The following is a 25,063-nucleotide window of genomic DNA, read 5'->3' as shown; positions in this document are numbered from 1 at the left end:
CACGATATCATGTGCATAATGCAATGGCTTTGAGCGGCGGTGGTCCGATTCGCAGTGAGGCTGCTACGCGACCGCCGCGCGTCCGGTTCGGCTGGCTATGGCCACGCCCGCCACCGCCACGCCCATGCCGATGATCTGCAGCGTATTGAGCGTTTCGTTGAACAACAGATACGCGAAGACAGCGACAACCGGCGGCACCAGATAGAACAGCGATGCCACGCTGGCCACCGAGCCGCGGCGAATGAGAAAAAGCAGCAGCGAAATCGCGCCCACCGATAAACCCAGCGACGACCACAGCAAGCCGGTCCAGGCTTGCCAGGTCGTCTCGAAACGTCCGCTTTCGAGCCATAGCGCGACAGGCGTAGTCATGAGGGCCGCGCCAATGAACTGCACGGCGGCATTCGTGCGAATATCGGCCGCCGCGCCGGTGCGTTTCTGCCAGATCGTGCCCAGGGTGATGCCGAGCATGGCGGCAAACACTGCCAGCAGCGGGCCCGGGCTGAGCTCGGCCATATCCACGGCCAGGCGCGGTTCGAGTACCAGCATGGCACCGCCAAAGCCCAGAGCAATGCCCACCCACTTGCGTGTGCCCACCGTTTCACCGAGCAGGGGGAACGCCAGCGCCGCGGTGAGCAGCGGCTGCAGGCCGACCACGAGGGCGGCCACGCCGGCGGGCAGGCCCTCGTTGACCGCCCAGAAGACACCGCCGAGATAAATTCCCTGCAGCAGCACGCCGGCGACCAGCGCATTCGTCCACGCGCGTAGGCCGTGCGGCCAGGGCGCGCCCACCGCGATCGCGATGACTACGAATGCGGCGGCCGTCAGCAGGTAGCGATAACACAGAAACGTCAGCGGATCGGCGTAGGGCGTAACCAGACGCGCGGCGATGAAGCCGGTTGACCAGATAAGCACGAAGAACAGCGGCAGCGCACGCGCCAGCATCACGGCAGGCCTGGCGCGATGTTGCTACGGTGGCGTCGTCGACGGCACGTCGTCATCAGTCGAGATCGGCGCTGGTGGCCCAATTGCGCATCAGGTCGTTGCTGGGCTGGTTCTTGTCCAGCAGTTTCTGGGCAGTTTCGACGCCGGCGACGGGCAGGCCGGTGGGGTCGAGCTTGCCGATCTGGACCAGCAGCGAGGCCTGATCCCAGTAGATATGCTCGTTGTAGAGCTTGTTGCCACGAAAGGTCACGATCGCCACGAAAGGAATCTCGACGTATTTTCCGGTGGGCTCGATGCCCGGCAGCAGCCAGTCGATTTCGCAGTCGTGGGTAAAGCACAGCACGAATTCGTCGACCATGCGGTCCACGCCGACCGTGCGCGAAATCGGCTTCATCTGAAGATCGGCCGGGTTCTTCGGAATGAAGTGGTGCTTGTAGAAGCGTTTGAGATAGTCGTGGCCGGTGCCGCCGGTCATAGTCGGCACATGATTCACATAGGGCTCGGCGACCATGGTCGTCATGGTTGCGTCGACATCGCGGGCCGCGAATTCCAGCTCGAAGTGGTGGTCGGCAATGGCTGCCAGATCGTAGCGCGGGCCGAGTGCGCCGCGCAGTACGGCCAGCGTGCGCGTGTGGGCCAGCCGGGCGGCGCCGGGGTTGTAGTGATCGTTGCCCCAGCGGTTGAAGGCATGATCGGCGTTGTCGTAGACGAACACCTGCACGTCGGGGTTGCCGGCAAAGACGCTGCGAATCTTTTCGATGGTTTCGGGCGGCGAGAACTTGTCCAGGCCGCCGAAATGCAGCGCCATGGGGCAATCGATGGCGTCGGCGAGATCCAATGATTCGTCGATACCCACGCCGTAATAGCCGACTGCGCAGTCCACGTCGCATTGCGCCGCGGCCAGATAGGCGAGCTTGCCGCCCAGGCAGAAACCGACGACGCCCACATCGCCGCGTTTGGGTTCGGCCACGACTTCATCCATGGCCCGCGCGGCGGCTACGGTCGCGCCGATATCGGCCATCGTGCGGTCGATATCCAGATTCTGGAAATAGCCGAAGGCCTGCTCGAAGTCTTCGGGTTCATAGCCAAGCTCGATACCCGGCTTGAACTGATGAAACAGATCGGGCGCGATCGCGATATAGCCTTCCTCGGCATAGAAATCGCACACCTCACGGATATGCCGGTTCACGCCGAAGATTTCCTGCAGCACGATCACCGCCGGCCCATTGCCGGCTTCCGGCAGGGCGCGATAGGCGCTGAAACGGCTGCCATCGGGGGCGTCGATCTGGATAGTGTTGGCGGTCATAACTACTGCTTGGCTCATACAACGATGGCGCATTATCGGGCAGCGATCGACGCAGGCCAAACGAGTGTCCAATCTTACTAATTATCAAATGATCGTAAAATAGTTTAAAGTGATCATATGATTACCTGGAGCCAGTCATGACATCAGCTGCTGCCGCCCAACAGGATGCTCGTGCGGATATTCACGACGCCGAACTGCGGCGCCGGATCAGTCCGGGTGCGTTACGTACCTGGTTCGGTATCGCCCGCCAGTGGGGACTGACCGATATTCAGGCCGCGCGTTTGCTGGGTACGCCGGTGAGCACATACCGGCGCTGGAAACGCGCGCCGAATATCACCCTCGATGTGGGGCAGATGGAGCGTTTGTCGCTGCTGCTGGGTGTCTATAAAAGCCTGGAAATGCTCCTGCCGCGCGCCGATGCGGCCGACGGCTGGATCAAGCAGCCCAACAGCAATCCGCTTTTCGGCGGCAAGACACCGCTGGAACGCATGCTGGCCGGCCATATCGAAGATCTGTCGGTGGTGCGGCGCCATCTCGATGCCGAGCGGGGCGGTTGGGCATGAGTGGGCTGGCTGTCGACGATTTTGCGCGCCGACCTGTGCGCTGGCAGCCCAGCTATCGGCTCGTGCCCTCGCGTTTTCCGCCGCGCGGATTGTTCGATCGTGTAGCCGACGCAGCCGATCTGGAGGCCACTTTCGCGGTCGAGTCGCTCACCAACGACCGTCTGCGCGACGAAGTTGGCGAGCTGTCGCGAGTGCCGGTCGACGAGCGTATGACAGGCCCGGGCGCGACGCCGGTGATGGCGGCGTTCACCCACGTCAATCCCGCCGGATCGCGGTTTTCCGACGGCAGTTTCGGCGTGTTCTATGCCGCGAAAAGCGAAGCCACCGCGGTGCGCGAGACGGTGTTTCATCGCGAGCGCTTTCTTGCCGACAGCCAGCAGCCGCCGATGACGATCGAAATGCGCGTCTATCAGGTCGAGCTCGACGGCGATCTGCGTGATTTGCGTGACGATTCGGTGGCCGCACAGCCGCTGCTCGACGCCCAAAACTATGCCGCCTCGCAACGCTACGGCGTGCAGGTGTATGCGGCCGGCGAGAGCGGTATCGTTTATCCCAGCGTGCGCGATCCGGGAGGTGAATGCGTGGCGGCGATGCGCGCGCGGGTGCTGTCGCCTGCCGTACAGGGCCAGCACTTCGGCTATATCTGGGACGGCGCCCGGATCACCGATGTCGTTACCTTGGGCGAAAGCGGTATCGCACCGCACGGCTGACGGGCACACGCCGACTCGGCGTCATTTTTTCGAGCCGTGTCAGTTGTTTGGGGCATGCCTGCGACAATTTGTCTCATGGGCAACGGCCCGCGCCGCCCCTAAGCTTGCCAACGCTTGCTCAGGGGAATGATTCATGCGGATTCGTATTGTCGCGGCACTGCCGCGTGCCGGTTTCATGGCCATCGGCCTGTCTTTCGTTGCCGCGCCGAGTATGGCCCAACCGGGCGGCGATGCACGCGAAACGCTGGCGCCGTTGACCATCGAAGACAGCGCGCTCGTGCCGGCGATCGCTGGCGAAACCGAGGTCAGCAATCGATTGAATCTCGCGCCCAAGGAGTTGCCCGCCACGGTCGAAACGCTCAGCAGCGAGACCATGCAGCGGCGCGGGCTGGGGACTTTTACCGAGGCCGCACGCACGCTGCCGGGGGTGACCGGCGGCAATATTCCGGGTTCGCCTGCGTCCTTGTCGATGCGCGGCTTTCCGCGCGGCAACGTGAACTATCTTTTCGACGGCATGCGCGCGGCCGATTCAGAACTGGTCATCCGTGATTTCGACACCTTCAACTTCGAACGCATCGAAATCCTGAAGGGGCCGGCTTCGGTACTGCACGGCGACGGCGGTTTGGCTGGCACGGTAAATCTGGTGACCAAGAAACCCTCGCTCGAGGGCAACTCGGCAGAAGGGCTAGCGAGCGTGGGCCGTTTCAATACGCTGCGTGCCGGCATTGGCGGCAATCGCGTGCTCTCGGATCGGGTGGCGGTACGGGCGGATCTGTCGCATCGCCGTTCGGACGGCTTCATCGACGACAACGATTCGCGGACCACCCAGCTCACCACCGGCGTTCTCTTCGAAGCCACGGATCGTCTGTCGCTGTCGGCGTCCTATGATTATTTTCGCGACAACTATGCAGCGACTTATTACGGCGCACCGTTGGTGGCTCGCTCAGCGGCGCGTGACCCGTCGAACATCGTTAGTGCGCCGGGTGATCTCGTACTCGACAAGGCCGAACGCGATACCAACTACAACCCGCGCAACGCGCTGATGGAGTCCGACAGCCACTGGCTCCGCACTCGGCTTGCCTACACGCTGAGCGATCAGTGGGAGTTCATCAACGAACTGTCCTATTACAGCGCCGACCGTAACTGGGTGGAAACCGACAGTTATACGTTCAATCCGGCGACCGGGCTGCTTGATCGTTCAACCGGCCGTATCGCCCACGATCAGGATTTCGTCAGCGAGCGGGCCTATACGCATTTCGATGGCGAGTTGGCGGGTCATCGCAACCGGTTCACCCTCGGCGGCGAATACAAGCACAGCAACTTCGCTACGCCCCGGCGCTTTGGCAGTGCCACCTCGGTCACGGTGGCCAATCCGGATCGTGGCCGTGTACCGGACGATACCCCGGCAAACTTCAGCACCCGGGTGAACTACGATAGCCAGGTCGATACCGTCGGCGTGTTTGCCGAGAATGCGCTCAACCTCACGGACGACTTCATTGTGGTGGCCGGCGCGCGCTACGAGCATATCGATCTGGATCGCCGTATCGACGATCTCGTGGCCAATACGCGTACCAGGTTCGGCCGCTCGTTCGATCCGGTGTCCTGGCGCGTGGGCGCGGTGTATGAACTCAGCGCCAGCGATCAGGTCTATGCCCAGTTCAATCATGCGGTATCGCCTGTCGGCAGTCTGTTGCTGTCGAATACCGCGCGCGCCGAGTTTGATCTGTCCGAAGGCGATGCCATCGAGATCGGCATGCGTAATCGCTTCTGGGACGACCGCGCCACGCTGACCACGTCGCTCTACCAGATCAAACAGAACGACATTCTGACGCAGGACCCGGCCAATCCACAGCAGACGCGACAGGGCGGTAGCCTGCAATCGCGCGGTGTCGAACTCGATCTGGGCCTGGCGTTGACCGAGCGCTGGCAAGTGGACGCCAATCTGGCTGTGCTCGATGCCGAGTACGCCACACTTGTCGATCGCAGTGGACGCAATCTGTCGGGCAATACGCCCGTGAACGTACCGGAACGGGTGGCCAATCTGAGCAGTTATTACACACTCGCGCAGTTGCCGTTCACGCTGGGTGCGGACGCGCAGCATGCCGGCGATTTCTATACCGACCAGGCCAACACGATTCGGGTCGATGGCCATACGGTGTTCGGTGCGTGGGTGAGCATGCCCCTGAACATGGCCGGGGCTGAAGGCACGCTCACGCTGCGCGGTCGTAATCTGACCGACGAGTTCTATGGCGACTGGTCGGGCTACAGTTCCAGCCAGATCTATATCGGTGCGCCCCGGCGCGCGGAACTGGCATGGACGGGGGCCTTTTGAGCGCGACCGACCAGCACGATGGGGCCGTGACCGCGTCCAAAGTGCGTCCGGCGGGGCGCTGGTATGCGACCGTCTGGCGCTGGCATTTCTATGCCGGCCTGGTGGTGGCGCCGTTCCTGTTGATCCTGGCCGTGACCGGCGCGATCTATCTGTTCAATACCGAACTCAACGACATCATCTATCCCGATCTGATGTTCGTCGACAGCGCTGGCCCGGCCGTGCCGGCCAGCCGTTGGGTGGCCAGCGCTGAACAGGCATTCCCTGATGCCACGGTCACGCGTATCAATATGCCGACCGATGCCGGACGCAGCGCCATGCTGTTCGTTACGCCCGAGCAGGGCATGCCGCGGCGTGTGTTTGTAGACCCCGCGAGCGCTGCCGTGCTGGGTTCGTTCGTTTATGAACGCACGCTGGTCGGTATCGCCGATACCGTCCATGGGTCGCTGATGCTGGGCTGGATCGGCGATGCGGTCGTAGAGCTTGCCGCCTGCTGGGCCGCGATTCTGATCGTGACCGGTCTCTATCTATGGTGGCCGCGCCGGTCGGGCAAAGCCGGCGTGTGGTATCCCCGGCTTGCTGCTCGTGGCCGGCGCTTCTGGCGGGATGTGCATGCCATTACCGGCATCTACGCGGCGGCGCTTATTCTGTTTCTGATCTTCACCGGCTTGCCGTGGGCCGGTATCTGGGGCGGACAGTTGTTTACGCCCGCCGTCGAAGCGCTGGGACTGGGTTATTCGGGCGCACGTACGCCGCCGGCGTCGGTGGCCAAAGCGCCCCTGACGACGCCGGCCGAACGGGGCCGCGGTACACCCTGGGCGCTGGAAAACGTCGCGCCGCCGAATTCATCGGCCGGGCATGCCCATCACGGCGCTAGCGCCTCCCGTGACGAAAGCGCGCTGCCCGCGCCCGATATCGGCGTGGATCGGGTTCGTCGGATCATCGCCCAACAGGGCCTGGCCGAGGATTACTGGCTCATGCTGCCAGTCGGCGCGACGGGTGTGTACAAGGCCCAGACTTACCCCGATCGCCCGCAAGGCCAGCGCACCTTGTTTATCGACCGTTATAGCGGGGCGGTACTGCGCGATATCGCATTCGACGATTACGGCGTGGCCGGCAAGACTATCGAGCTAGGCGTTGCTTTGCATATGGGCAATTATTTCGGTCTGGCCAATCAACTGGTCATGCTGGCGACTTGTATCGCGATTGCGCTGCTCGTGCTCACCGGCTTCGTGATGTGGTGGCGTCGACGCCCGGCCGGCAGGCTGGGCGCACCGCCACGGCGCGCGCCACTGCGTATGCGATATCTGGGTGTAATCGTCATTGCCATGGCGATCGTGTTTCCGCTGGCCGGTGTCAGTTTGCTCGTGGCTCTAGTTGCGGATTGGCTGCTGCAGACGTTGCGCGCGGTTCGTATCTAGAACTTCACGGGTTTCTTGTCGAGCTTGCGCTGGAGCGTGCGCCGATGCAGCCCCAGGCTGCGCGCGGCTTCCGAGATATTGCCGTCGTGTTCGGCGAGTACGCGCTGGATATGTTCCCACTCCAGCCGTTTGAGCGACATACGCTTGCCGGGCGTGTCGCTTGCCGTGCTGTCGTTCTCGCCGGCTAGTGCCGCCAGCACGGTGGGCGCGTCGACCGGTTTGGCCAGATAGCCGACGGCGCCGCGCTGCATGGCGGTCACGGTCGTGGCGATACTGGCATAGCCGGTCAGCACGGTGATGCGAACATCGGCGACGCGCTCGCATAGCGGTGCGATCAGATCCAGGCCAGATATATCGCCGCCAAGATTCAGGTCCAGCAGCACATGGCTGGGTTGCCACTGTACGGCTTGCTCGAGCGCGGTGTCGGCGTTGTGGGCGAGGGCGGTATCGATACGGCGACGGCCCAGGGCGCGGGCGAGGGTGGCAGCAAAAACCGGATCGTCGTCGATAAGCAGTACGCGCATGGACTTGCTCATTGGGGCGAAAGCGGTACGACAACGCGCGTGCGCGTGCCGCCCTCGGGCCGGCGTTTGAGGCTGATTTCGCCGCCCAGTCGATCGAGGCTCACGTGCGACACGATCAGCCCCAGCCCGCGCCCCTCGCGCTTGGTCGAAAATCGCAAACGGCCGGCGCGGGCGGTATCGGCATCCGCAATCCCGGTGCCGGCATCGTCGATGGTTATATCCAGACGGTCATCGTATCGCTGAGCGGCGATGTCGACCCGGTCGCTGTCGTTGCTCAGGGACGCATCGGCCGCATTGTTGAGCACGTTCGTCAGCGCCTGGCCGAAGGCAACCTCGTCTTCGAGACTCGCCGTCTCCAGGGCGGGATCGACACTCACCGAGGCATGGATATCCGGGCGCATCAGCCGCCAGCGTGAAACGATCTGATGCAAGGCGTCGACCACGGAAACCGGCGTTTGCGCCGTACCAGTGGGTTCGGCAGCGCCTAGGAGCTGATCGATTTGATGCGCACAGAGGGCCAGTTGTTGATTCAGCACAGCAAGATCGGCTTGTAACGGCGTATCCGGCGGCTCGGTGTCACGCAGTTCGGATACGATCACCGACATGGTCGATAACGGCGTGCTCAGTTCGTGAGCAGCGCCTGCGGCGAGCGCGCCGATCGCGGTGATCTGTTCGTTTCGCAGCATCTGCTCGCGTGCGGCTGCCAGCGAACGATCTCGCCGGCGTACCGCCGACGCCATGCTGCCGACGAATACCACCAGCAGGGCAGCGCTGACGATGAACGTCGCCCACATGCCGAGCACATGCAGGGCGAAATCGCCGTGGTGGCCCATCGGCCGCGGATAGAGAAAACGCAGCAACAGCGCCGTATACGCACCGCCGGCCAGCGCTGCGACCAGCCACGCCTGGGCGCGCGGCAGTGCGGCTGCGGCGATCGCGATCGGCAGCAGGTACATGGATACGAAAGCGCTGGCCGAACCGCCGGTACAGGCAAGCCATGCCGTGAGTGCGGCGACATCCAGTACCAGATGTGCGAGCAGCTCCACCTCCGTGGCGGGGCGCGCCCGGCGCAGACTCCAGCCGATCAAGGCGTTGATTGCTGCCACGATTACGGTCACGGCGAGCAGCGTGCGCGTGGCCAGCGTGATGCTCGATAAAGCCGGTGCGGCTGCCACGGCTAGCAAGACGCAGGCAATCGTGGCCCAGCGCAGCCAGTAGAGCCAGGTGAGTAGCCGGATTGGCGTCAGTCGGAAAACAGCCTGCATGCGTTCAGGTCGATCGAATCGCCAGGTCAGGATAACGGTCGCGCCGGTTGAACGCCGTCGCTGCGACAATCGGTCGCATCGGGGTCAACGACCGCCACGTTCGGCCAGTGCGATGCCGCCAAGCACCAGTGTTAGCGCTACCACATGAAAGAGGTGCAAGGTTTCGCCAAGCAACACGACCGACAGTAACGTGCCAAAGATGGGTACCAGGTTCAGGAATATGCCGGCCCGGTTGCCGCCAATCAGTTCGTTGCCGCGGATGAAAGCGGTCTGCGCGATCAGGCCGGGCACCAGGGCAGCAAACCCGACCACGGACAGGCCGATCGCATCCGGCCAGATGATCGTATCGCTGGCATATTCCCAGGCAGCGAATGGAAACGAGCCGAGCCAGGCGGTAAACGAAATCACGGCGATGAAGCTCAGCCAGTGCATGGGCGGCTTGATCCGCAGCGCCGCGGTATAGCCGCCGTAGCAGGTGATGGCGACCAGCATCAGCGCATCGCCGCGATTGAGATCGAGCGCGAGCAGGCGGGAGAGCTGGCCGCCGGATACGATCAGCGCGACGCCGGCCACCGTGATGACAAATCCCAACAGCTGGCGCGCCGTGATGTACTCACGCAGCACAAGAAAATTGAGCGCGAAGATCACGCCCGGCATGCCGGCCTGTTCGATCACCACATTGATCGCACTCGTATGATTGAGCGCGCTGTAAAGAGCCGCGTTGAAGCCGGAAAAACCGATCGCGCCATAGGCGATCAGCAGTGGCGCATGGCGACGAATGACGGGCCAGTCCTGTTTGAGATAGGGCCAGGCAAACGGCAGTGCCGCCAGAAATGCGCCGCCCCAGCGTAGATGCGTGAGCAGCAGCGGGCTGATATGGCCCACCGCGAATTTGCCGGCGACCGCATTCAGCCCCCAGGCCAGCGTGGTGGCAACCAGCAGCGGGTAGGCGAGCGCGGCCTTGGAGGCAGCGCGCTGCATCAGCCGGCGCTTTGTTTGTGGCTTGTCGGCGCTGGCGCGTCGGCCAGAAAACCGCCGGACTGCATCCGCCAGAGGCGGGCATAAAGACCGTCTGCGGCGATGAGTTCGGCGTGCGTGCCGGCCTCCACGATGGCGCCTTCATCGATCACGATCAGCCGATCCAGTTCGGCGATGGTGGACAGCCGATGGGCGATCGCGATCACCGTCTTGTTCTGCATAAGCTGCTGCAGATTTTCGGTGATCGCGGCCTCGACTTCGGAATCCAGCGCCGAGGTGGCCTCGTCGAGCAGCAGAATCGGCGCGTTCTTGAGCATGACGCGTGCCAGCGCAATACGCTGGCGTTGGCCGCCGGAGAGCTTCACCCCGCGCTCGCCGACCATGGCATCGAGCCCGCGCTGGCCCTGGGCATCGACCAGATCGTCGATGAAAGCACGTGCATGCGCAGCGGTCAGCGCCGCTTCGACCTCGGCGTCGCTGGCGTCGGGCCGGCCATAACGGACATTGTCGCCGACCGAGCGGTGCAGCAGGGCCGTGTCCTGGGTGACCATGCCGATGTTTTCACGCAGCGACGACTGGGTGACCTGGGCGATGTTCTGGCCGTCGATCGTGATCGTGCCGGATTCCACATCGTGAAAACGCAGCAGTAGCGACAGCAGCGTGGACTTGCCAGCACCCGAGCGCCCGACCAGGCCGATCTTTTCGCCGGGTGCGATCTGCAAAGAAAAATTCTCGATCACGCCCGCGCCGCGGCCGTAGTGAAAGCCGATGTTGTCGAAGGCAATTGCGCCCTTGGGGACGGCGAGACGCGTTGCGTCGGGCGCGTCCACCAGCGCCTGGGTTTTGGAGAAGGTGCCCATGCCGTCACGCAGCGTGCCGATATTCTCGAACAGCTGCGAGACTTCCCACATGATCCATTGCGCCATGCCGTTGATACGCAGCACCAGCCCGAGGGCGGCCGCAATTGCGCCGGCGCTGATCAGGCTCGATTGCCACAGCGTGATGCCGAGGGCGGCCACCGCGATCAGCAGTAATGAATTGAGCAGATACAGGCTGGCATAAAAGCCGTTCACCTTGCGCATCTGCGCATACACGGTGCTCAGGAACGCCTGCATGCTCTGGCGGGCGTAATCGCCTTCGCGTTCGGTATGGGCGAACAGCTTCACGGTGGCGATATTGGTATAGGCATCCACCACACGCCCGGTCATCGCTGCACGTGCATCGGCCTGGCGTTCGGCCACCCTGCCCAGCCGTGGCACGAAATAGCGAAGCAGGGCGATATAGCCCACCAGCCAGAACATGAACGGTACCGCCAGACGCCAGTCGGCACCGGCGACAAGCACCACGATGCCGGTGAAATACACCGCCACGTAGAGCATGACGTCCAGAAACTTCATCACCGTCTCACGCACGGCGAGCGCGGTCTGCATGAGCTTGGTGGCAATCCGACCGGCGAATTCATCCTGAAAGAACGTCAGCGACTGGCTCAACAGCCAGCGATGCACCGACCAGCGAAAACGCATCGGGAAGTTGCCCGAGAGCGCCTGAAACGTCACCAGCCCTTCAATAAATACCAGCAGCGGCAGTACGACCAGTATCACCAGCGCCATGCAGGTCAGCGCCAGGGCGTTGTCGGAGACGAACGTCTCGCGCGGCGATGTCGCGAACCAGTCGATGATATGGCCGAGAAAGGCGAACAGCGACACTTCGATCACGGAAATCGCTGCAGTCAGCAGAGCCATGGCCAAAAGTAGCGGCCATACGGGCTTTGCATAGAAAGCGATATAACGCAGCAGGCTGTCGCGTGGCGGCGTACGGCCGTCGTCCGGAAAGGGTGCGACCAGGCGTTCGAACAGACCAAACATGGGCGAACGGGGCGACAAGGCGCCGGGTTGCGAAAGGCGCGCCAGTCTAGCGTATGGTCGTTGTGTCGGCAGCCGTCGCGGGTTCGGCCCTCCTCGGCAGTGCTCAGCCGCGGGCCGGGGTGCGATCGAGCGCGGTGGCTACGCTCGATCGCACCCGGTCGTGCTAAGGACTAGAACAGGCCCTGGGCCTGGGTCGAATAGCTCACCAACAGGTTCTTGGTCTGCTGGTAGTGGTCCAGAATCATCTTGTGGGTCTCGCGCCCAAAGCCGGATTCCTTGTAGCCGCCGAAGGCCGCATGGGCCGGGTACTGGTGATAGCAGTTCGTCCAGACGCGCCCGGCCTGAATGGCGCGGCCTACGCGATAGGTGTTGTGAACGCTGCGTGACCATACGCCGGCGCCGAGGCCATAGGGCGTGTCGTTGCCGATTTCGATGGCTTCATCGATGTCCTTGAAGGTGGTCACCGATAGCACCGGCCCGAAGATCTCTTCCTGGAAGACACGCATCTTGTTATTGCCGGAGAACACCGTCGGCTGCAGGAAATAGCCGTTTTCCAGATGGCCGTCGAGCTGTGCGCGCTCGCCGCCGGTCAGGCATTGGGCGCCTTCGTTGTTGCCGATATCGATATATTCGAGAATCTTGTGGTACTGGCTGCTCGAGCACTGCGGCCCCATCTGGGTTTCGGGATCCAGCGGATCGCCCACACGGATATTGGCCACGCGTTCGACCGCACGCTCCATGAACGCATCAAAGATCGATTCCTGTACCAGCGCGCGCGATGGGCAGGTACAGACTTCGCCCTTGTTGAAGGCGAACAGCGCGAGGCCTTCCAGTGCCTTGTCGAGGAAGTCGTCGTCGGCGTCCATTACATCGGCGAAGAAGATGTTCGGCGATTTGCCGCCCAGCTCCATGGTCTGTGGGATGAGGTTGTCCGCCGCGGCGTGCATGATGCGGCGGCCGGTGGTGGTTTCGCCGGTAAACGCGATCTTGGCGATACGCGGGCTGGCGGCCAACGCATTGCCTACCTCGCCACCGGGGCCGAACACCACGTTGAGCACGCCCGCCGGCAACAGGTCGCCGACCAGATCCATGAGTACGGCCAGGCTCATTGGCGTATTCGATGCCGGTTTGATGACCACGCAGTTGCCTGCGGCCAGCGCCGGTGCGAGTTTCCAGGCGCCCATCAGCAGCGGGAAGTTCCAGGGGATAATCTGGCCGACCACGCCCAACGGCTCGCGAAAGTGATAAGCCACCGTATCGTGGTCGATTTCGCCGATCGAGCCTTCCTCGGCACGTATGCAGCCGGCGAAATAACGGAAATGATCTGCTGCCAGCGGTATGTCCGCGCCCAGCGTTTCGCGAATCGGCTTGCCGTTATCGCGGGTTTCCACGCGCGCGAGCAGCTCGAGGTTGTCGTCGATACGCTGGGCGATCTTGTAGAGCAGTTCCGCACGCTCTGCCGGCGACGTGCGTGCCCACGCCTCGCGTGCGCCGTGGGCCGCGTCGAGTGCACGTTCGACATCGCTGGCATCGGACTGGGCGACTTCGCAGAGCACGCTTTCGTCGATCGGGCTCTTGTTGCTGAAGTATCGGCCTTGTGTCGGCGCGCGCCATTCGCCACCGATGAAGTTGTCGTAGCGGCTACGCAAGCTATGGCTTTCCAATGCGCTGGGATCGACTTTTTCGTCCATGACTTCACTCCGAGGCTGTAGATGATTCGTGCACTACATACCGGTTACTGATCGGTGTGGTGGCACGAACAGGCAATCATGACTATCGCGCAGCCCGAAGGGCGGAGTAGTTGATATAGATCATGGTGCCTGTATGTGAGCACGTTAGATTCGAAGCTATGTTTCGAATCCGAAAGGCAAAGTCATGACCCAGAAAATGAAAGCAGCTGTTGTTCACCGCTTTGGCGAGCCTTTGACGATTGAAGAGGTCGATATCCCCACCCCGGGTCGCGACGAGGTCCTGGTTCAGATCAAGGCGACCGGCGTGTGCCATACCGATCTACACGCCGCCAATGGCGACTGGCCGGTCAAGCCGAACCTGCCGTTGATTCCAGGTCATGAAGGTGCGGGCGTGGTCGTTAAGGTCGGTGAAGGCGTCACCCATCTCAAGGAAGGGGATTCGGTTGGTATTGCCTGGCTGCACGATGCCTGTGGCGCTTGCGAATACTGCATCACCGGGTGGGAAACGCTCTGCGAACAGCAGAACGACAGTGGCTATAGCGTCAACGGCAGCTTTGCCGAATACGCAATCGGCCATGCCGATTATGTAGGGCGCCTACCCGACAACGTAGACTATGTACAGATCGCGCCGATTCTGTGTGCGGGCGTGACCACCTACAAAGGCCTCAAGGAAACCGATGCCAAACCCGGCGAATGGGTTGCCATTTCCGGTATCGGCGGGCTCGGCCATGTCGCCGTGCAATACGCCAAGGCGATGGGCTTCAAGGTGGTGGCACTCGATGTGGCGGCTGACAAGCTGGCCCTGGCGCGCGAACTGGGCGCCGACGTGGCCATCAACGCCCGCGATGAAGACGCCGTGGAACAGGTCATGGCTGCCACCGGCGGCGGCGCGCACGGCATGCTGGTGACGGCTGTTTCGCCGCCCGCATTTTCGCAGGCGCTGCATATGGTGCGACGCAAGGGCACGGTCGCCATGGTCGGCCTGCCGCCGGGCGAATTTCCCACGCCGATCTTCGATGTGGTGCTCAAGCGCATCACCTTGCGCGGCTCGATCGTCGGTAGTCGCAAGGATTTGAGCGAAGCGCTCGCCTTTGCCGCCGAGGGCAAGGTCAAGACGCATTTGCACGAAAAGCGCCTGGAAGACATCAACAGCATCTTCGAGGATCTCGAGCACGGGCGGGTCGACGGCCGTATCGTGATCAAGTTCTAACGCGTTCGCCTTGGGGGCGGGGGGGGAAGAGAGGGAAAGCCGGGCGCTGCAAAAGCGCCCGGCCTTTTTTCAGGCGCGGGTTGATCTGCGAACACTGCGCCTGCTTTGGCGACTGGGCATCGTCTGTGTTCAGTCTTGGCCCGACGATCGCTTCGCGGACCAGATCCGCAATTGGCCGACGATACCCGACGGGAAGAAATAGACGCTGAGGATGAACAGCAGCCCGAACCACAGCAGCCAGCGATCCGGGTTGATGAGTTCGGCGATGAGCGTATCGGCAGGTACGAGCGCATCGAGCTGCTTGAGCAGGTCCTGGAGGTAGTTCTGGGCCAGCAGGAAGAGCACCGTGCCAATGACTGCGCCATAAAGCGTGCCCATGCCGCCGATGACACACATCAGGAGAATGAAGATCATCAGCTCGAAATTGAGCGTGTTCTCCGGGTTCACGTAGCGGTTCAGCAACGCGAAAAGTATGCCGGCCACAGTGGCCAGCAGGGCTGAAACGACGACAACGGCGGTTCGGTACAACACGGTGCGATAGCCCAGCGCCTGGGCCCGGAATTCGTTCTCGCGAATCGCCTGAAGTACCCGACCGAACGGCGAATTGACCATGCGCAGCAGGAAGAAGAATATCGCGACCATGGTCACGAACGTGATGTAGTAGGTCAGATGTCGCCCGCTGAGTCGCACGCTGAACAGCGCCTCTTGGAACGCCTGGCCGATCTCGCCCGGGCTGGAAACAGCGGCGACGAGAAAGCCAAAGATATTGAATCCGGGCACCTGGAAATCGAACGGGCGGAACGCCGGCCCCAGTTCGCGCGGGCTGCGTACCGCCAGACCATCTTCACCGCCGGTCACGTTATAGAGCTGGGTCACCAGGCTCAGAAACGCGAATGCCACGGCAAGCGTCACCAGCGCGAAGAAAATGGCTTTCACGCGCAACGACAACAGGCCCAGCAGAAGCGATAGCAGCACGCTTGCCAGCAGCGCGCCGACGATGCCTGCGAAGAGTGCGCCATAGCCGCTGCCGTAATGATCGCTGGCAATCGCGATGCCGTAGGCGCCGATGCCGAAGAACATCGTATGGGCGAACGATACGATATGGGTATAGCCGAGCATCAGGTCGTAGGATGCGACGACGATGATGAACACGCACATCATGCCCAGCATGGAAAATGTGCGAATGCCGTCGAACAGGAATGGCCCCAGAGCCAGGGCGAGAAATATGAGCAGCAGTGCCGCGCTGAGCAGCCGGCTGCGCGGGTAGTCGCCGGAAAACAAGCGGTTCAAAACGGCGGCTCCTCTAGAGTTTGATGACCGGGATCAGGCCTTGCGGGCGCCACATCAACACGGCGACCATCAGCGCCACTGTTGCGACGGCCGCAAGACGGGGCTCGAGATAACCGACATAGAGGTTGATCAGCCCGACGAGCACGGAGCCGTAGAAACACCCCTTGATCGAGCCCAGCCCGCCGAGAATGATGACGACGATCACGGATATCATCAGTTCATCTCCCATATGCGCGGTGATGATTTCGCGATACATCGCCCACAGGGTGCCGCCCAGGCCGGCCAGGGCAGAGCCGGCGATGAATACGCCAAGAAACAGCAGGCGAATGCGATAGCCCTGAATTTCAACCATCTCGCGACTTTCCACGCCGGCACGAATGAGAATGCCCACACGCGTGCGTTCGATGATCCAGCTCAACAGTCCATAAATGGCCAGACCGAGCACGACCGCGATCAGGCGGTATTTCTCCAGGGCAATACCGCCGGCCACCGGCAGCCATTCCGGCAGGAACACCGCGCCCTTGAGCGCGTCGGGGCGTGGGACAGGCAGTTCGTTCGGGCCCCAGACGACCTGGATCAACTCCATGATGATGATCGAGCCGCCCACCGTGACCAGGATCTGCTTGAGATGATCGCCGTAGACCGGCCGGATGATCAGGCGCTCGAACACCAGCCCGAGCAGGCCCGCTACAAGCAGCGCAAAACAGAACGCCGGCAGGATCGCGATCAGGTTCGTCCATAGCGACGGCTGATTGGCCTGTGTGCTCAGCCACAGCAGCACGCTCGCGCCGGCGAATGCGCCCAGCGAAATAAAGGCGCCGTGGGCCAGATTGAGCACATTCATCAGGCCGAAGGTGAGCGTCATGCCGGACGCCATGAGAAAGACCATGGCGCCCATGGCCAGGCCGCTGATGGTGAGCACAACCCAGATTCTCGGTTCCATCATCGCGAGGGCCGCGAGCATCATCGTCAGCAGAACGAAAATATGCGGTTTGTCGCGTCGAAAGGCATGAAAGCGGGCGATGGGGCCCGCGCGGCCGGTGGGTTCGTCGATGCGCGCGTCGTCAGCCGCCATGCCTAGGCTCCTGTCTTCATTGATGTTCGCCCATGCCCAGCCCCAATAGCTGATGCTGCAGATTGTCGTCTTGCGCGAGTTCGGTCATCGAGCCGGACCAGACCACGCGACCGTCGTTCATGACCGCGGCCGATTGCCCGAGCCGGCGCGAGAAGTTGAAGTTCTGTTCCACCAGCAGAATGGTCACCTGCTGGCGCTTGAGCTGTTCGAACGCGTCGGCGAGGTCGTCGATGATCGCGGGTGCGAGCCCCTTGGTGGGCTCATCGATCAACAGCAGTTCCCGCGGCTCGATGATGGCGCGGGCGATTGCGAGCATCTGTTTCTGACCCCCGGACAGATTGCCGGCCGGTTTGTCCCAGAACCGCTTCAGCGGCGGAAACAGATCGACAATCCATTCGAGCCGGGCCGGGTCCATGGTGCCGCCGATCGCCGCAAGAACCATGTTCTCGCGTACCGTAAGCAGGCTGAAGATGCCCATGTTTTCCGGCACGAAGGCAATGCCGCGGCGCACGATACGCGGCGTGCTCTGGCCGGTGATGGGCTGGCCCTGGAAGCGGATATCGCCGCCGGTGACGGTGGTCAGCCCCATGATCGTGCGCAGCGTCGTACTCTTGCCGGCCCCGTTGCGGCCGAGCAGCATCGTCAACTCGCCTTTGGGCACGGCGAGATCGACGCCGTGCAGGATATGGTACTGGTCGATATCCGCGCAGACCCGTGTCAAAGAAAGCAGGGCTTCGCTCATGACACAGCGCTCCCGGCTGCGGCGGGTTGGTCCGGACTGGTGCCCAGATAGACCTGCTGCACGACGGGCGAGGCGATCACCTGTGCAGGTTCGCCGTCGGCGACCAGTTCGCCGTTATGCAGCACCACGATGCGGTCCGATAACGAACGCACCACGTCCATCTTGTGTTCGACCAGCAGGATGATCTTGTTCTGGTGTTTCTTGATGTCGGCAATCAAGTCGAGAATGACCGGCACCTCGTCGACGCTCATGCCGGCTGTGGGCTCATCGAACATGAATACTTCCGGTTCGAGTGCGAGCAGCAGTGCGACTTCCAGCTTGCGTTGATCACCGTGGGGAAGATTGGCGACCGGCGTGTCGGCGCGTTTACCCAGGTTCACCTGTTCGAGATAGGCGGCGGCGCGATCACTGATATCGCGTCGTCGGGCAGCCATCTGCCAGAAGATATGGCCGATGCGGTAACGCGATGCCACCGCCAGGCGTACGTTCTCCAAGGCGGTCAGACCCGGGAACAGATTCGTAAGCTGGAACGCGCGTCCCAGGCCCTTGTCGGCCCGTGCGGGTGCGCCGAGTGCCGTGATGTCTTCATCAAAGAGCCTGACGCTGCCCGCAGTGGCGTTCAGCTGGCCGGAGATGAGATTGAACAGGGTGGTCTTGCCGGCGCCGTTCGGGCCGACGATCGATGTCAGCGTACCGGCATGAAAAGCACAGGACACCCGATCGACTGCGGTATGCCCGCCAAACGTGATGCTGAGATCGCGAATTTCGAGGCCGGACCGGTTCGCCGGCTCGGCTCGCGAGTCGACAGTGGATGTGTCGGTCGCCACGTCAAGATCGTTTCGTTGCATGCCTGGCCTGCCGATAGCGGTGTCGCAAAGCGAAGGCGCCATGGCGCCTTCGCTGGTTCGCCGTTGCTGTACTGATTCAGCGACTGTTGCGCACCGGGATATCCATTTCGTCGGTATCGATAATGCGCACCAGAGTGGGGACACCCGCCTCGACCGTGCGATCGGCCAACCAGTCGTCGCGCTCTTCCACGTCGATCCGGAAGTGATACATCTGTTGCATGGCCTGATGGTCGGCAGAACGGATGTTCATCGGGCCCTTCGGCGTGTCGAAGCCCAGGCCTTCCAGTGCCTCGATGAGGTCTTCGGTTTCGGTGGATCCGTTTGTTTTACGGATTGCGGCGGTGATGGCCATGGCCTGGGCAAAACCCTGGGCGGTAAAGAAATCCGGGGCGGCATCGAAGCGCTTCATATGCTCGTCGACGAACCAGTCGTTGATCTTGTTATCCGGTGATTCGAAATAATAGAAGCCGGCACCTTCCATGCCAGGGAATTCGGCGTAACTCACCAGCGCCGGCAGGATATTGCCGCCCGTCGCGAGCTTGATGCCGAAGCGGCCCGGCTTGAGATCCTGAATACGACTGAGCGGGTTCGCACTGCCGGCCCAGATTGCAAAGATGTATTTGCCTTCGTCGCAGCCGTCGCGATCTTTCAGTGCACCGAACAGGCGTTGTGCGGCCGCTGTGAAATCGGTCGCATCCGTGGGCATATACTCTTCGTGCACGACCTGGCCGCCCTGGGCTTCCATGGCTTCCTTGTAGGCGGCGACGCCGTCGCGTCCGAATGCGTAGTCCTGCGCGATCGTTGCAACACACACGCCCGGCGCGCCGAGTGCAACCGCATTGGAGACCGCGTCCTGCGACGAGTTGCGGCCCACCCGGAACACATAGCGATTCCAGTCCTTACCGGTAATCGCGTCGGCGACGCCTTCCGGCATGATCACGCGCTCGTACATCTGCGCGATCGGCAGCGTGGCCAGAGCCACACCGGAGGACACCGGCCCGACGACGATATGCGCATCATCTTCGGCATAGGCTTCTTCAACGAGCGCACGGGCGCGAGCCGGGTCGAGCTGTGTGTCCTTGTCGATGATCTCGATCGAACGCCCCTCGATTTCCATCGAGCCGTCGGTGGCATATTCGAAGCCCATCTTCATGCCTACACGAAGCTGTTCTGCATAAGCCGATAACGGACCGGTAAAGCCGGTGACATGGGCAATACGAATGGAATCGGCTGCCAGCGCCGCCGGCGTGGCGACGATCGAGGCGAAGGCGAACGCAATCGCTGTTATGGAACGCTTCATCGGATCTCCTTAATTTATTGGCCCCGCCAGGGCGCTGTGTTGTATCGAAAAGCGTTGAAACTGAATATGACACCTCAGTCACGTTTGATCAAGCGGTTTTCACGCCTGCCGTGTAGGGCAGCTCATGCGCCGCGATTTGATTTAAAATATATTAATATCAAAACCTTATGTATATACGATGGCGACGTTCTGGCGTGGCGGTGGTAAATTATTGACGTAGCTAGACTCGCTGGCCTACGTTATAAGTGACGAGTGAGTCATAATTCACTAAAGGTTATCGCCGATGTCTAACCGCTATGCCAGTGCCGCGGCCCACCCAGGCCCGGGCGCGCCGAAAACAGCGCGCGGTGCGCGTACGCGCGCTCGCGTACTCAAGGCGGCGGAATCGACCTTCGGCGCGATGGGGTATCACCGTGCCGGCATCAGCGACATCACGCGTGAGGCCGGGGTCGCACAAGGGACGTTTTATAACTACTTCGCAGGCAAGGAAGAGATTCTTCGCGAACTGGTCCGAGATATGGGCCATCAGGTGCGTGCCCGGCTGGCCGCGGAAGTTGTCGGTGCACGCGACCGCCTGGAGGCGGAAGAAAAAGGGCTTCGTGCATTTCTCGAATACCTGCACGAGAACCCGTACCTGTATCGCGTGCTGCAGGAGGCGCAGTTCGTGGATGAGTCGATTTACCGCGAATATTATGAGGCCTTCGGTCGCGGCTACCTGCGCATGCTCGCCGATGCTACCCGCAAGGGCGAGATCCGTTCGGGTAACAACGAAGTCCGGGTCTGGGCCTTGATGGGCATGTCGAACTTTCTGGGATTGCGCTATGCATTGTGGGAGGGCGACGTGCCTTTCGACGATGTCGTGGCCACCATTTCCGATCTGTTTCGTCATGGCCTGGCCATTGATGGCCAGGAAAGAAAGCCATGAGTGCGGTGCGTATTCGTATCGAAGACCGTATCGCGCACCTGACGCTCAATCGTCCGGAACGCCACAACGCACTCGTGCCGGAACTGCTTCGTGCCATACGAGACGGGCTGGCCGAAATTCGCGAATCCGACGCCACAGTGCTGATCCTGGAAGGCAGCGGCCCCTCTTTTTCTACCGGTGGGGACGTGGCCGGCTTCTACGATACGGATCGTTCAGACCGAAAGCGCTATGCGCAGCGTGTGGTCGGTGAGCTCAACGCTGCACTGCTGGATTTGCTCGATATGCCGATACCCACCGTGGCCGCCGTACACGGCCTGGTTACCGGTGGCTCGGTAGGGCTGGTGTTGGCCTGCGATATCGCCGTGGTAGGCGACGGGGCCCGCTTCGCGCCCTGGTATACCGTGGTGGGCTTTAGCCCGGACGGGGGCTGGACGACGCTGATGCCGGAACGCATCGGCCGCGCGCGGGCGCTGGATATCCAGCTTACCAATCGTGTCGTGGACGCAGACGAGGCCTACCGCCTGGGGCTGGCGCAGTACCGAGCGGGCGCCGACGACACGGGCACACGCGCCTTGGATGTGGCGCGTACCGTGCGTGACGCGCGTCCGGCCAGCGTCGGCCATACGCTTGCGCTGACCCGCCCGAACAGAACCACGGTGGTGGTGGGCCTGGAAGCTGAATATCAGCATTTCCTCGAACAGATCGATAGCGACGAGGCAGACCAGGGCATGGCTGCCTTTCTGAAGCGATGACTGTTCTGTACGCCTTGCCGAAGAGTCGGCCGTGGGCGCGGAGGCGTAAAGAAAGAAAAAGGAGGCACCAATGCAGATGTTCGATCTGCTTGCCCATCGGGCGCGGGTAACGCCGGATCGGCCCGCGTTGGAGGATCTGGACAGCGGCGAACGCTACGACTATGCCGGCTTGAACGAGCGGGCGGCGCGTCTGGCCGCAGCTGCGCGTCAGCACTGGGGCCTTGCAGAAGGCGACCGGCTGGCCTATCTGGGGCACAGCCGGGCAGAGTTCTTCGCCATGTTGTTCGGCTGTGCCAAGGCTGGCCTGATCCTCGTGCCATTGAACTGGCGTCTGGCCGTGCCGGAGCTGGCTGTGCTGCTCGCAGACTGCGAGCCGCGTGCATTGATTTTCGGTACGGAGTTCAACGATGCGGCTACCACGCTGGCGCAAGACCAGCCTGGTTTGACCCTGGTCGCTCTGGACGCGGCAGCGGGCGATCAGCGCGACTATCAGCGCGACCTGGCTAATGTTGATCCGGATTTGAGCGCCCACCCGGATAAAGATCCCGACACGCCCTGGTATCTGCTCTACACCTCGGGCACCACGGGCAAGCCCAAGGGCGTGATTCAGACCTTCCGCATGATGATGGCCAACTATTTCAATATCGGCCTGGCGGTAGAGCTCACCAGCAGAGACGTGTTGCTCAACGTGTTGCCTCTGTTTCATACCGCCGGTATCAATCTCTATTCGTCGGCGGTATTTCTGGCCGGCGGCTGCGTGCTGGTGCCACGCAGCTTCGAGCCCGAGCAGGCACTACAGGCGCTCGAGGAAAGGGCCACGGTTTTCTTCGGCGTGCCCGCGGTCTATCAGACCCTTCTGGCCCAACCCGGCTTCAGTGGTGAGCGGCTCAAGCGTGTGCGCTCCTGGGCCTGTGGTGGCGCAGCGCTGTCTTTGGCTGTCGCCAAACAGTATGTGGAGGCGGGCATTCATGTGCGTACCGGCATGGGTATGACCGAAACCGGCCCGACCGTCTTTCTGCTCGACGAAGACAAGGTGATCGAAAAGATCGGCTCGGTTGGCCGCCCGCAGCTGCTGACCGAAGTTAGGGTCGTCGATCTGGCCGGGGACGATGTCGACGCTGGTGAGGCGGGGGAACTATGGATTCGCGGGCCGAATATCACCCCCGGCTACTGGGGCCAGCCTGACGCGACCGCACAGGCTATCGACGAACAGGGCTGGCTTCATAGCGGCGATATCGCCCGCTGCGATGCGGATGGCGACTATTTCATCGTCGATCGCTTGAAGGATATGTATATCTCCGGCGGTGAAAACGTATATCCCGCAGAAGTTGAGTATGTGCTCGGCCAGCACGAGGCGATCACGGAAGTCGCGGTGGTCGCGGCGTCCGACGAGCGATGGGGCGAGGTTGGCGCCGCCTTCTATGGTGTAAGGCCGGATGGACCGATACCGGATGCGGATACGCTGCGCGCGTTCTGTCGTGATCGTCTTGCCGCTTACAAGGTACCCAAGACGTTCACGCAGGTGGACGCACTGCCACGCAATGCCCTCGGCAAGGTCACCAAACAGGTGCTACGTGAAAATACGTGACAACGTGAGCAATCAGGCTCGCGCCGATTTATATGCCGGTCGGCGGTTCGAGCGCGAGCTTGTGCTCACACAGGCGGACTTCGATAAGTTCGCCGAATTGAGCGGCGACCATAATCCGATCCATGTCGATCCGGCTTATGCGGCACACAGCCGCTTTGGCGCTACCGTATCGCACGGCATGCTTTTGTTCAGCGCGGTACGTGTTTTCGTCGACTCTCTATGTGCGGACGGTCGGTTGCAGGCACAGACGCTCAAGTTTCCGGCGCCCGCCTATGCCGATGAGCCGCTGCGGATCGAACTCGTCAGCGAGGGCCATGCCGACGCCGGTGTTCTGGAGCTTTCGACACGCGTTTTGAAGACGGACGGGCAGCTGTGTCTGGACGGCCTATGCCAGGTGTTGCCGTCGACAAAGGACAGCCGATGAGCGAACAGATGCCGCGCTTCGATGCCCTGGCCGTGGGCGATCGTGCGACGACGACTCGCTGTTTCAGTGCGACAGACATGGCGCAGTGGTGCGACATGATGTCGCTCGATCAAGCGCCCGCGCAGGTGCCCGAGCCACTTGTCGCCGCCTTGTTTTCGTATTTGTTGGGAGAGCAGCTGCCGGGCCACGGCACGAACTATCTCAAGCAGGATATGCAATTCGAGGACATGGGCCGTATCGGCGAAACGCTCACCGTGGAGGTGCGCATCAGCCGCCTGCGTCGCGACAAGGCACTCGTCGATCTGGATACCACATGCACCGGCAGCGACGGGCGCACGATCTGTGCCGGCCGCGCGCTGGTTCTGTTTGCGTGCTGATCGGATGCTAAACGCCCAACTCAAGGCCTGGCTGGAACAGGTGAACCAGCAAAAACTGGATTTGGCCGCGAACGATGTCGTGGCCGATCCGGCGGTCGTGCGCAGCAGCCTGGAAACCATGACGGCTCAGTTCGTAAGCGCCGGGCCGTCGTTACCGTGGGTCGAAGACCGTACCGTCGACGCACAGGGCAAGTCGGTGAGCGTTCGGTTGTACGATCCGGCGCCTGAGCGCTCGAAGCCGGTGGCCCTGTTTCTGCACGGTGGCGGTCATATGGCCGGAAGCGTTGCTGTCTACGATCCGATCTGTCGACGCATCGCCGAGGCCAGTGGTTGGCTGATTGTGTCGGTCGAATATCGCCTCACCCCTGAACATCCCTACCCGCAAGGTTTGGCCGACTGTCTGCATGTGGCTCGACATGTTTGGCCTTTGCTGGAAGCCGAGCATCGCCTGTTCACACGTCGCCTCGCCCTCATCGGAGACTCGGGTGGCGGCGCGTTGGCCGCGACGATCAGCGCCAGCGCTCAGCACGACTCATTGCTGAATATCGATAGCCAGGTGCTCATCTACCCGAGCCTCGATTACACGCTGGATCACGCGTCCGTTCGCGAGAATGGCCAGGGCTACCTGCTGGAGCAGGCGCGTATGGCCTGGTATTTCGATCATTATTTCCAGCGATACGAAGATCGGCATGCGGCTTCTCCCTTGTACATGCCGATAACGCCCAACCTGCCGCCCACGCTGGTGATCAGCGCCGGTTACTGTCCGCTACGCGACGAAGCACTGGCCTATGTCGAACGCCTGGCCGCCAGCGGCGTGCCGCACCACCATCGCCATTTCGCCGACATGATCCATGCCTACCTGAACCTGGAAGCGTTGGTGCCCGACGCCTGTGTACAAACCTACCAGGAAATAGGTCGGTTCCTGTCCGCGTAAGCCA

Annotated in this window: 23 protein-coding genes; 11 read left to right on the top strand and 12 right to left on the bottom strand. The window is 62.0% G+C overall.

Annotated elements, in window-relative coordinates; all coding sequences use genetic code 11:
• Positions 1-63 precede the first annotated feature (63 nt).
• Both SSPSH_RS01035 and SSPSH_RS01030 read right to left on the bottom strand, forming a co-directional pair.
• Positions 64-942 (bottom strand): DMT family transporter, encoded by an 879-nt coding sequence (locus SSPSH_RS01035; protein WP_006913213.1) that lies wholly within the window; start codon positions 940-942, stop codon positions 64-66.
• A gap of 55 nt (positions 943-997) precedes the next feature.
• Positions 998-2,248, bottom strand: coding sequence for a dienelactone hydrolase family protein (locus SSPSH_RS01030; protein WP_006913214.1), 1,251 nt, complete (start codon positions 2,246-2,248; stop codon positions 998-1,000).
• A gap of 137 nt (positions 2,249-2,385) precedes the next feature.
• On the opposite strand from SSPSH_RS01030, the gene SSPSH_RS01025 reads away from it, so the two are divergent.
• The 4 genes from SSPSH_RS01025 to SSPSH_RS01010 all read left to right on the top strand — a co-directional run bounded on the left by SSPSH_RS01025 (position 2,386) and on the right by SSPSH_RS01010 (position 7,271).
• Entirely contained in the window at positions 2,386-2,811 is a 426-nt protein-coding gene (locus tag SSPSH_RS01025) for an MbcA/ParS/Xre antitoxin family protein (RefSeq protein ID WP_006913215.1), read from the top strand.
• Positions 2,808-3,521: an RES family NAD+ phosphorylase gene (locus SSPSH_RS01020; protein WP_006913216.1), complete on the top strand. Its 714-nt coding sequence runs from the start codon at positions 2,808-2,810 to the stop codon at positions 3,519-3,521. The genes SSPSH_RS01025 and SSPSH_RS01020 overlap by 4 nt, the downstream gene beginning before the upstream one ends.
• A gap of 133 nt (positions 3,522-3,654) precedes the next feature.
• The gene (locus SSPSH_RS01015) at positions 3,655-5,853 is read left to right on the top strand and encodes a TonB-dependent receptor (RefSeq protein WP_006913217.1); all 2,199 of its coding nucleotides are present in this window, start codon (positions 3,655-3,657) and stop codon (positions 5,851-5,853) included.
• Between the two features lie 26 nt (positions 5,854-5,879).
• Complete coding sequence (locus SSPSH_RS01010) at positions 5,880-7,271, top strand: PepSY-associated TM helix domain-containing protein (RefSeq protein ID WP_051339717.1); 1,392 nt, start codon at positions 5,880-5,882, stop codon at positions 7,269-7,271.
• Here the strand turns inward: SSPSH_RS01010 and SSPSH_RS01005 are convergent.
• The 5 genes from SSPSH_RS01005 to SSPSH_RS00985 form a co-directional block, all read right to left on the bottom strand.
• Positions 7,268-7,807: a response regulator transcription factor gene (locus SSPSH_RS01005; protein WP_040607155.1), complete on the bottom strand. Its 540-nt coding sequence runs from the start codon at positions 7,805-7,807 to the stop codon at positions 7,268-7,270. The genes SSPSH_RS01010 and SSPSH_RS01005 overlap by 4 nt on opposite strands.
• Positions 7,804-9,060, bottom strand: a complete 1,257-nt coding sequence (locus SSPSH_RS01000; RefSeq protein WP_006913220.1) for a sensor histidine kinase — start codon at positions 9,058-9,060, stop codon at positions 7,804-7,806. The genes SSPSH_RS01005 and SSPSH_RS01000 overlap by 4 nt, the downstream gene beginning before the upstream one ends.
• Before the next feature lie 84 nt (positions 9,061-9,144).
• Positions 9,145-10,041 carry a DMT family transporter gene (locus SSPSH_RS00995; RefSeq protein WP_006913221.1) on the bottom strand — a complete coding sequence of 299 codons (897 nt, stop codon included), beginning with the start codon at positions 10,039-10,041 and terminating at the stop codon, positions 9,145-9,147.
• Entirely contained in the window at positions 10,041-11,903 is a 1,863-nt protein-coding gene (locus SSPSH_RS00990) for an ABC transporter ATP-binding protein (RefSeq protein WP_006913222.1), read from the bottom strand. The genes SSPSH_RS00995 and SSPSH_RS00990 overlap by 1 nt, the downstream gene beginning before the upstream one ends.
• Before the next feature lie 170 nt (positions 11,904-12,073).
• Complete coding sequence (locus tag SSPSH_RS00985; RefSeq protein ID WP_006913223.1) at positions 12,074-13,594, bottom strand: aldehyde dehydrogenase family protein; 1,521 nt, start codon at positions 13,592-13,594, stop codon at positions 12,074-12,076.
• 184 nt (positions 13,595-13,778) lie between these two features.
• Here SSPSH_RS00985 and adhP point away from each other — a divergent pair, with 184 nt between their 5' ends.
• Entirely contained in the window at positions 13,779-14,804 is a 1,026-nt protein-coding gene (gene adhP, locus SSPSH_RS00980) for an alcohol dehydrogenase AdhP (RefSeq protein ID WP_006913224.1), read from the top strand.
• A gap of 129 nt (positions 14,805-14,933) precedes the next feature.
• Here adhP and SSPSH_RS00975 read toward each other — a convergent pair whose 3' ends face one another.
• From SSPSH_RS00975 to SSPSH_RS00955, 5 genes are all read right to left on the bottom strand, one after another.
• The gene (locus tag SSPSH_RS00975) at positions 14,934-16,094 is read right to left on the bottom strand and encodes a branched-chain amino acid ABC transporter permease (protein WP_006913225.1); all 1,161 of its coding nucleotides are present in this window, start codon (positions 16,092-16,094) and stop codon (positions 14,934-14,936) included.
• Between the two features lie 13 nt (positions 16,095-16,107).
• Positions 16,108-17,169, bottom strand: a complete 1,062-nt coding sequence (locus SSPSH_RS00970; protein ID WP_006913226.1) for a branched-chain amino acid ABC transporter permease — start codon at positions 17,167-17,169, stop codon at positions 16,108-16,110.
• Between the two features lie 16 nt (positions 17,170-17,185).
• Positions 17,186-17,911, bottom strand: a complete 726-nt coding sequence (locus SSPSH_RS00965) for an ABC transporter ATP-binding protein (RefSeq protein ID WP_006913227.1) — start codon at positions 17,909-17,911, stop codon at positions 17,186-17,188.
• Positions 17,908-18,759, bottom strand: coding sequence for an ABC transporter ATP-binding protein (locus tag SSPSH_RS00960; protein WP_006913228.1), 852 nt, complete (start codon positions 18,757-18,759; stop codon positions 17,908-17,910). The genes SSPSH_RS00965 and SSPSH_RS00960 overlap by 4 nt, the downstream gene beginning before the upstream one ends.
• A 76-nt stretch (positions 18,760-18,835) precedes the next feature.
• Positions 18,836-20,059 (bottom strand): substrate-binding domain-containing protein, encoded by a 1,224-nt coding sequence (locus SSPSH_RS00955; RefSeq protein ID WP_006913229.1) that lies wholly within the window; start codon positions 20,057-20,059, stop codon positions 18,836-18,838.
• 283 nt (positions 20,060-20,342) lie between these two features.
• Between SSPSH_RS00955 and SSPSH_RS00950 the strand changes: the two genes are divergently transcribed.
• The 6 genes from SSPSH_RS00950 to SSPSH_RS00925 all read left to right on the top strand — a co-directional run bounded on the left by SSPSH_RS00950 (position 20,343) and on the right by SSPSH_RS00925 (position 25,059).
• A complete protein-coding gene (locus tag SSPSH_RS00950; protein WP_006913230.1) occupies positions 20,343-20,984 on the top strand; it encodes a TetR/AcrR family transcriptional regulator in 642 nt (213 codons plus the stop codon).
• Positions 20,981-21,736: an enoyl-CoA hydratase/isomerase family protein gene (locus SSPSH_RS00945; RefSeq protein WP_006913231.1), complete on the top strand. Its 756-nt coding sequence runs from the start codon at positions 20,981-20,983 to the stop codon at positions 21,734-21,736. Before SSPSH_RS00950 ends, SSPSH_RS00945 begins: the two co-directional genes overlap by 4 nt.
• Before the next feature lie 70 nt (positions 21,737-21,806).
• Positions 21,807-23,324 (top strand): AMP-binding protein, encoded by a 1,518-nt coding sequence (locus SSPSH_RS00940; protein ID WP_006913232.1) that lies wholly within the window; start codon positions 21,807-21,809, stop codon positions 23,322-23,324.
• A complete protein-coding gene (locus SSPSH_RS00935; protein WP_006913233.1) occupies positions 23,311-23,748 on the top strand; it encodes a MaoC/PaaZ C-terminal domain-containing protein in 438 nt (145 codons plus the stop codon). The genes SSPSH_RS00940 and SSPSH_RS00935 overlap by 14 nt, the downstream gene beginning before the upstream one ends.
• Entirely contained in the window at positions 23,745-24,125 is a 381-nt protein-coding gene (locus SSPSH_RS00930) for a hotdog family protein (RefSeq protein ID WP_006913234.1), read from the top strand. The genes SSPSH_RS00935 and SSPSH_RS00930 overlap by 4 nt, the downstream gene beginning before the upstream one ends.
• A 4-nt stretch (positions 24,126-24,129) precedes the next feature.
• On the top strand, positions 24,130-25,059 hold the full coding sequence (locus SSPSH_RS00925; protein ID WP_021031261.1) for an alpha/beta hydrolase: 930 nt from the start codon (positions 24,130-24,132) through the stop codon (positions 25,057-25,059).
• The last annotated feature ends 4 nt before the right edge of the window (positions 25,060-25,063 follow it).

The sequence above is a fragment of the Salinisphaera shabanensis E1L3A genome (assembly GCF_000215955.2).
Taxonomy (GTDB): domain Bacteria; phylum Pseudomonadota; class Gammaproteobacteria; order Nevskiales; family Salinisphaeraceae; genus Salinisphaera; species Salinisphaera shabanensis.
This window is presented reverse-complemented; position numbering and strand designations above follow the sequence as displayed.

Coding starts and splice junctions, on each gene's coding strand:
- adhP (WP_006913224.1), top strand. CDS start 13,779: ATGACCCAGAAAATGAAAGCAGCTGTTGTTCACCGCTTTGGCGAGCCT.
- SSPSH_RS00945 (WP_006913231.1), top strand. CDS start 20,981: ATGAGTGCGGTGCGTATTCGTATCGAAGACCGTATCGCGCACCTGACG.
- SSPSH_RS01000 (WP_006913220.1), bottom strand. CDS start 9,060: ATGCAGGCTGTTTTCCGACTGACGCCAATCCGGCTACTCACCTGGCTC.
- SSPSH_RS01020 (WP_006913216.1), top strand. CDS start 2,808: ATGAGTGGGCTGGCTGTCGACGATTTTGCGCGCCGACCTGTGCGCTGG.
- SSPSH_RS00990 (WP_006913222.1), bottom strand. CDS start 11,903: ATGTTTGGTCTGTTCGAACGCCTGGTCGCACCCTTTCCGGACGACGGC.
- SSPSH_RS00960 (WP_006913228.1), bottom strand. CDS start 18,759: ATGCAACGAAACGATCTTGACGTGGCGACCGACACATCCACTGTCGAC.
- SSPSH_RS01025 (WP_006913215.1), top strand. CDS start 2,386: ATGACATCAGCTGCTGCCGCCCAACAGGATGCTCGTGCGGATATTCAC.
- SSPSH_RS00930 (WP_006913234.1), top strand. CDS start 23,745: ATGAGCGAACAGATGCCGCGCTTCGATGCCCTGGCCGTGGGCGATCGT.
- SSPSH_RS00940 (WP_006913232.1), top strand. CDS start 21,807: ATGCAGATGTTCGATCTGCTTGCCCATCGGGCGCGGGTAACGCCGGAT.
- SSPSH_RS01035 (WP_006913213.1), bottom strand. CDS start 942: ATGCTGGCGCGTGCGCTGCCGCTGTTCTTCGTGCTTATCTGGTCAACC.
- SSPSH_RS01005 (WP_040607155.1), bottom strand. CDS start 7,807: ATGAGCAAGTCCATGCGCGTACTGCTTATCGACGACGATCCGGTTTTT.
- SSPSH_RS00985 (WP_006913223.1), bottom strand. CDS start 13,594: ATGGACGAAAAAGTCGATCCCAGCGCATTGGAAAGCCATAGCTTGCGT.
- SSPSH_RS01015 (WP_006913217.1), top strand. CDS start 3,655: ATGCGGATTCGTATTGTCGCGGCACTGCCGCGTGCCGGTTTCATGGCC.
- SSPSH_RS00965 (WP_006913227.1), bottom strand. CDS start 17,911: ATGAGCGAAGCCCTGCTTTCTTTGACACGGGTCTGCGCGGATATCGAC.
- SSPSH_RS01030 (WP_006913214.1), bottom strand. CDS start 2,248: ATGACCGCCAACACTATCCAGATCGACGCCCCCGATGGCAGCCGTTTC.
- SSPSH_RS00925 (WP_021031261.1), top strand. CDS start 24,130: ATGCTAAACGCCCAACTCAAGGCCTGGCTGGAACAGGTGAACCAGCAA.
- SSPSH_RS00955 (WP_006913229.1), bottom strand. CDS start 20,059: ATGAAGCGTTCCATAACAGCGATTGCGTTCGCCTTCGCCTCGATCGTC.
- SSPSH_RS00950 (WP_006913230.1), top strand. CDS start 20,343: ATGTCTAACCGCTATGCCAGTGCCGCGGCCCACCCAGGCCCGGGCGCG.
- SSPSH_RS00970 (WP_006913226.1), bottom strand. CDS start 17,169: ATGGCGGCTGACGACGCGCGCATCGACGAACCCACCGGCCGCGCGGGC.
- SSPSH_RS00995 (WP_006913221.1), bottom strand. CDS start 10,041: ATGCAGCGCGCTGCCTCCAAGGCCGCGCTCGCCTACCCGCTGCTGGTT.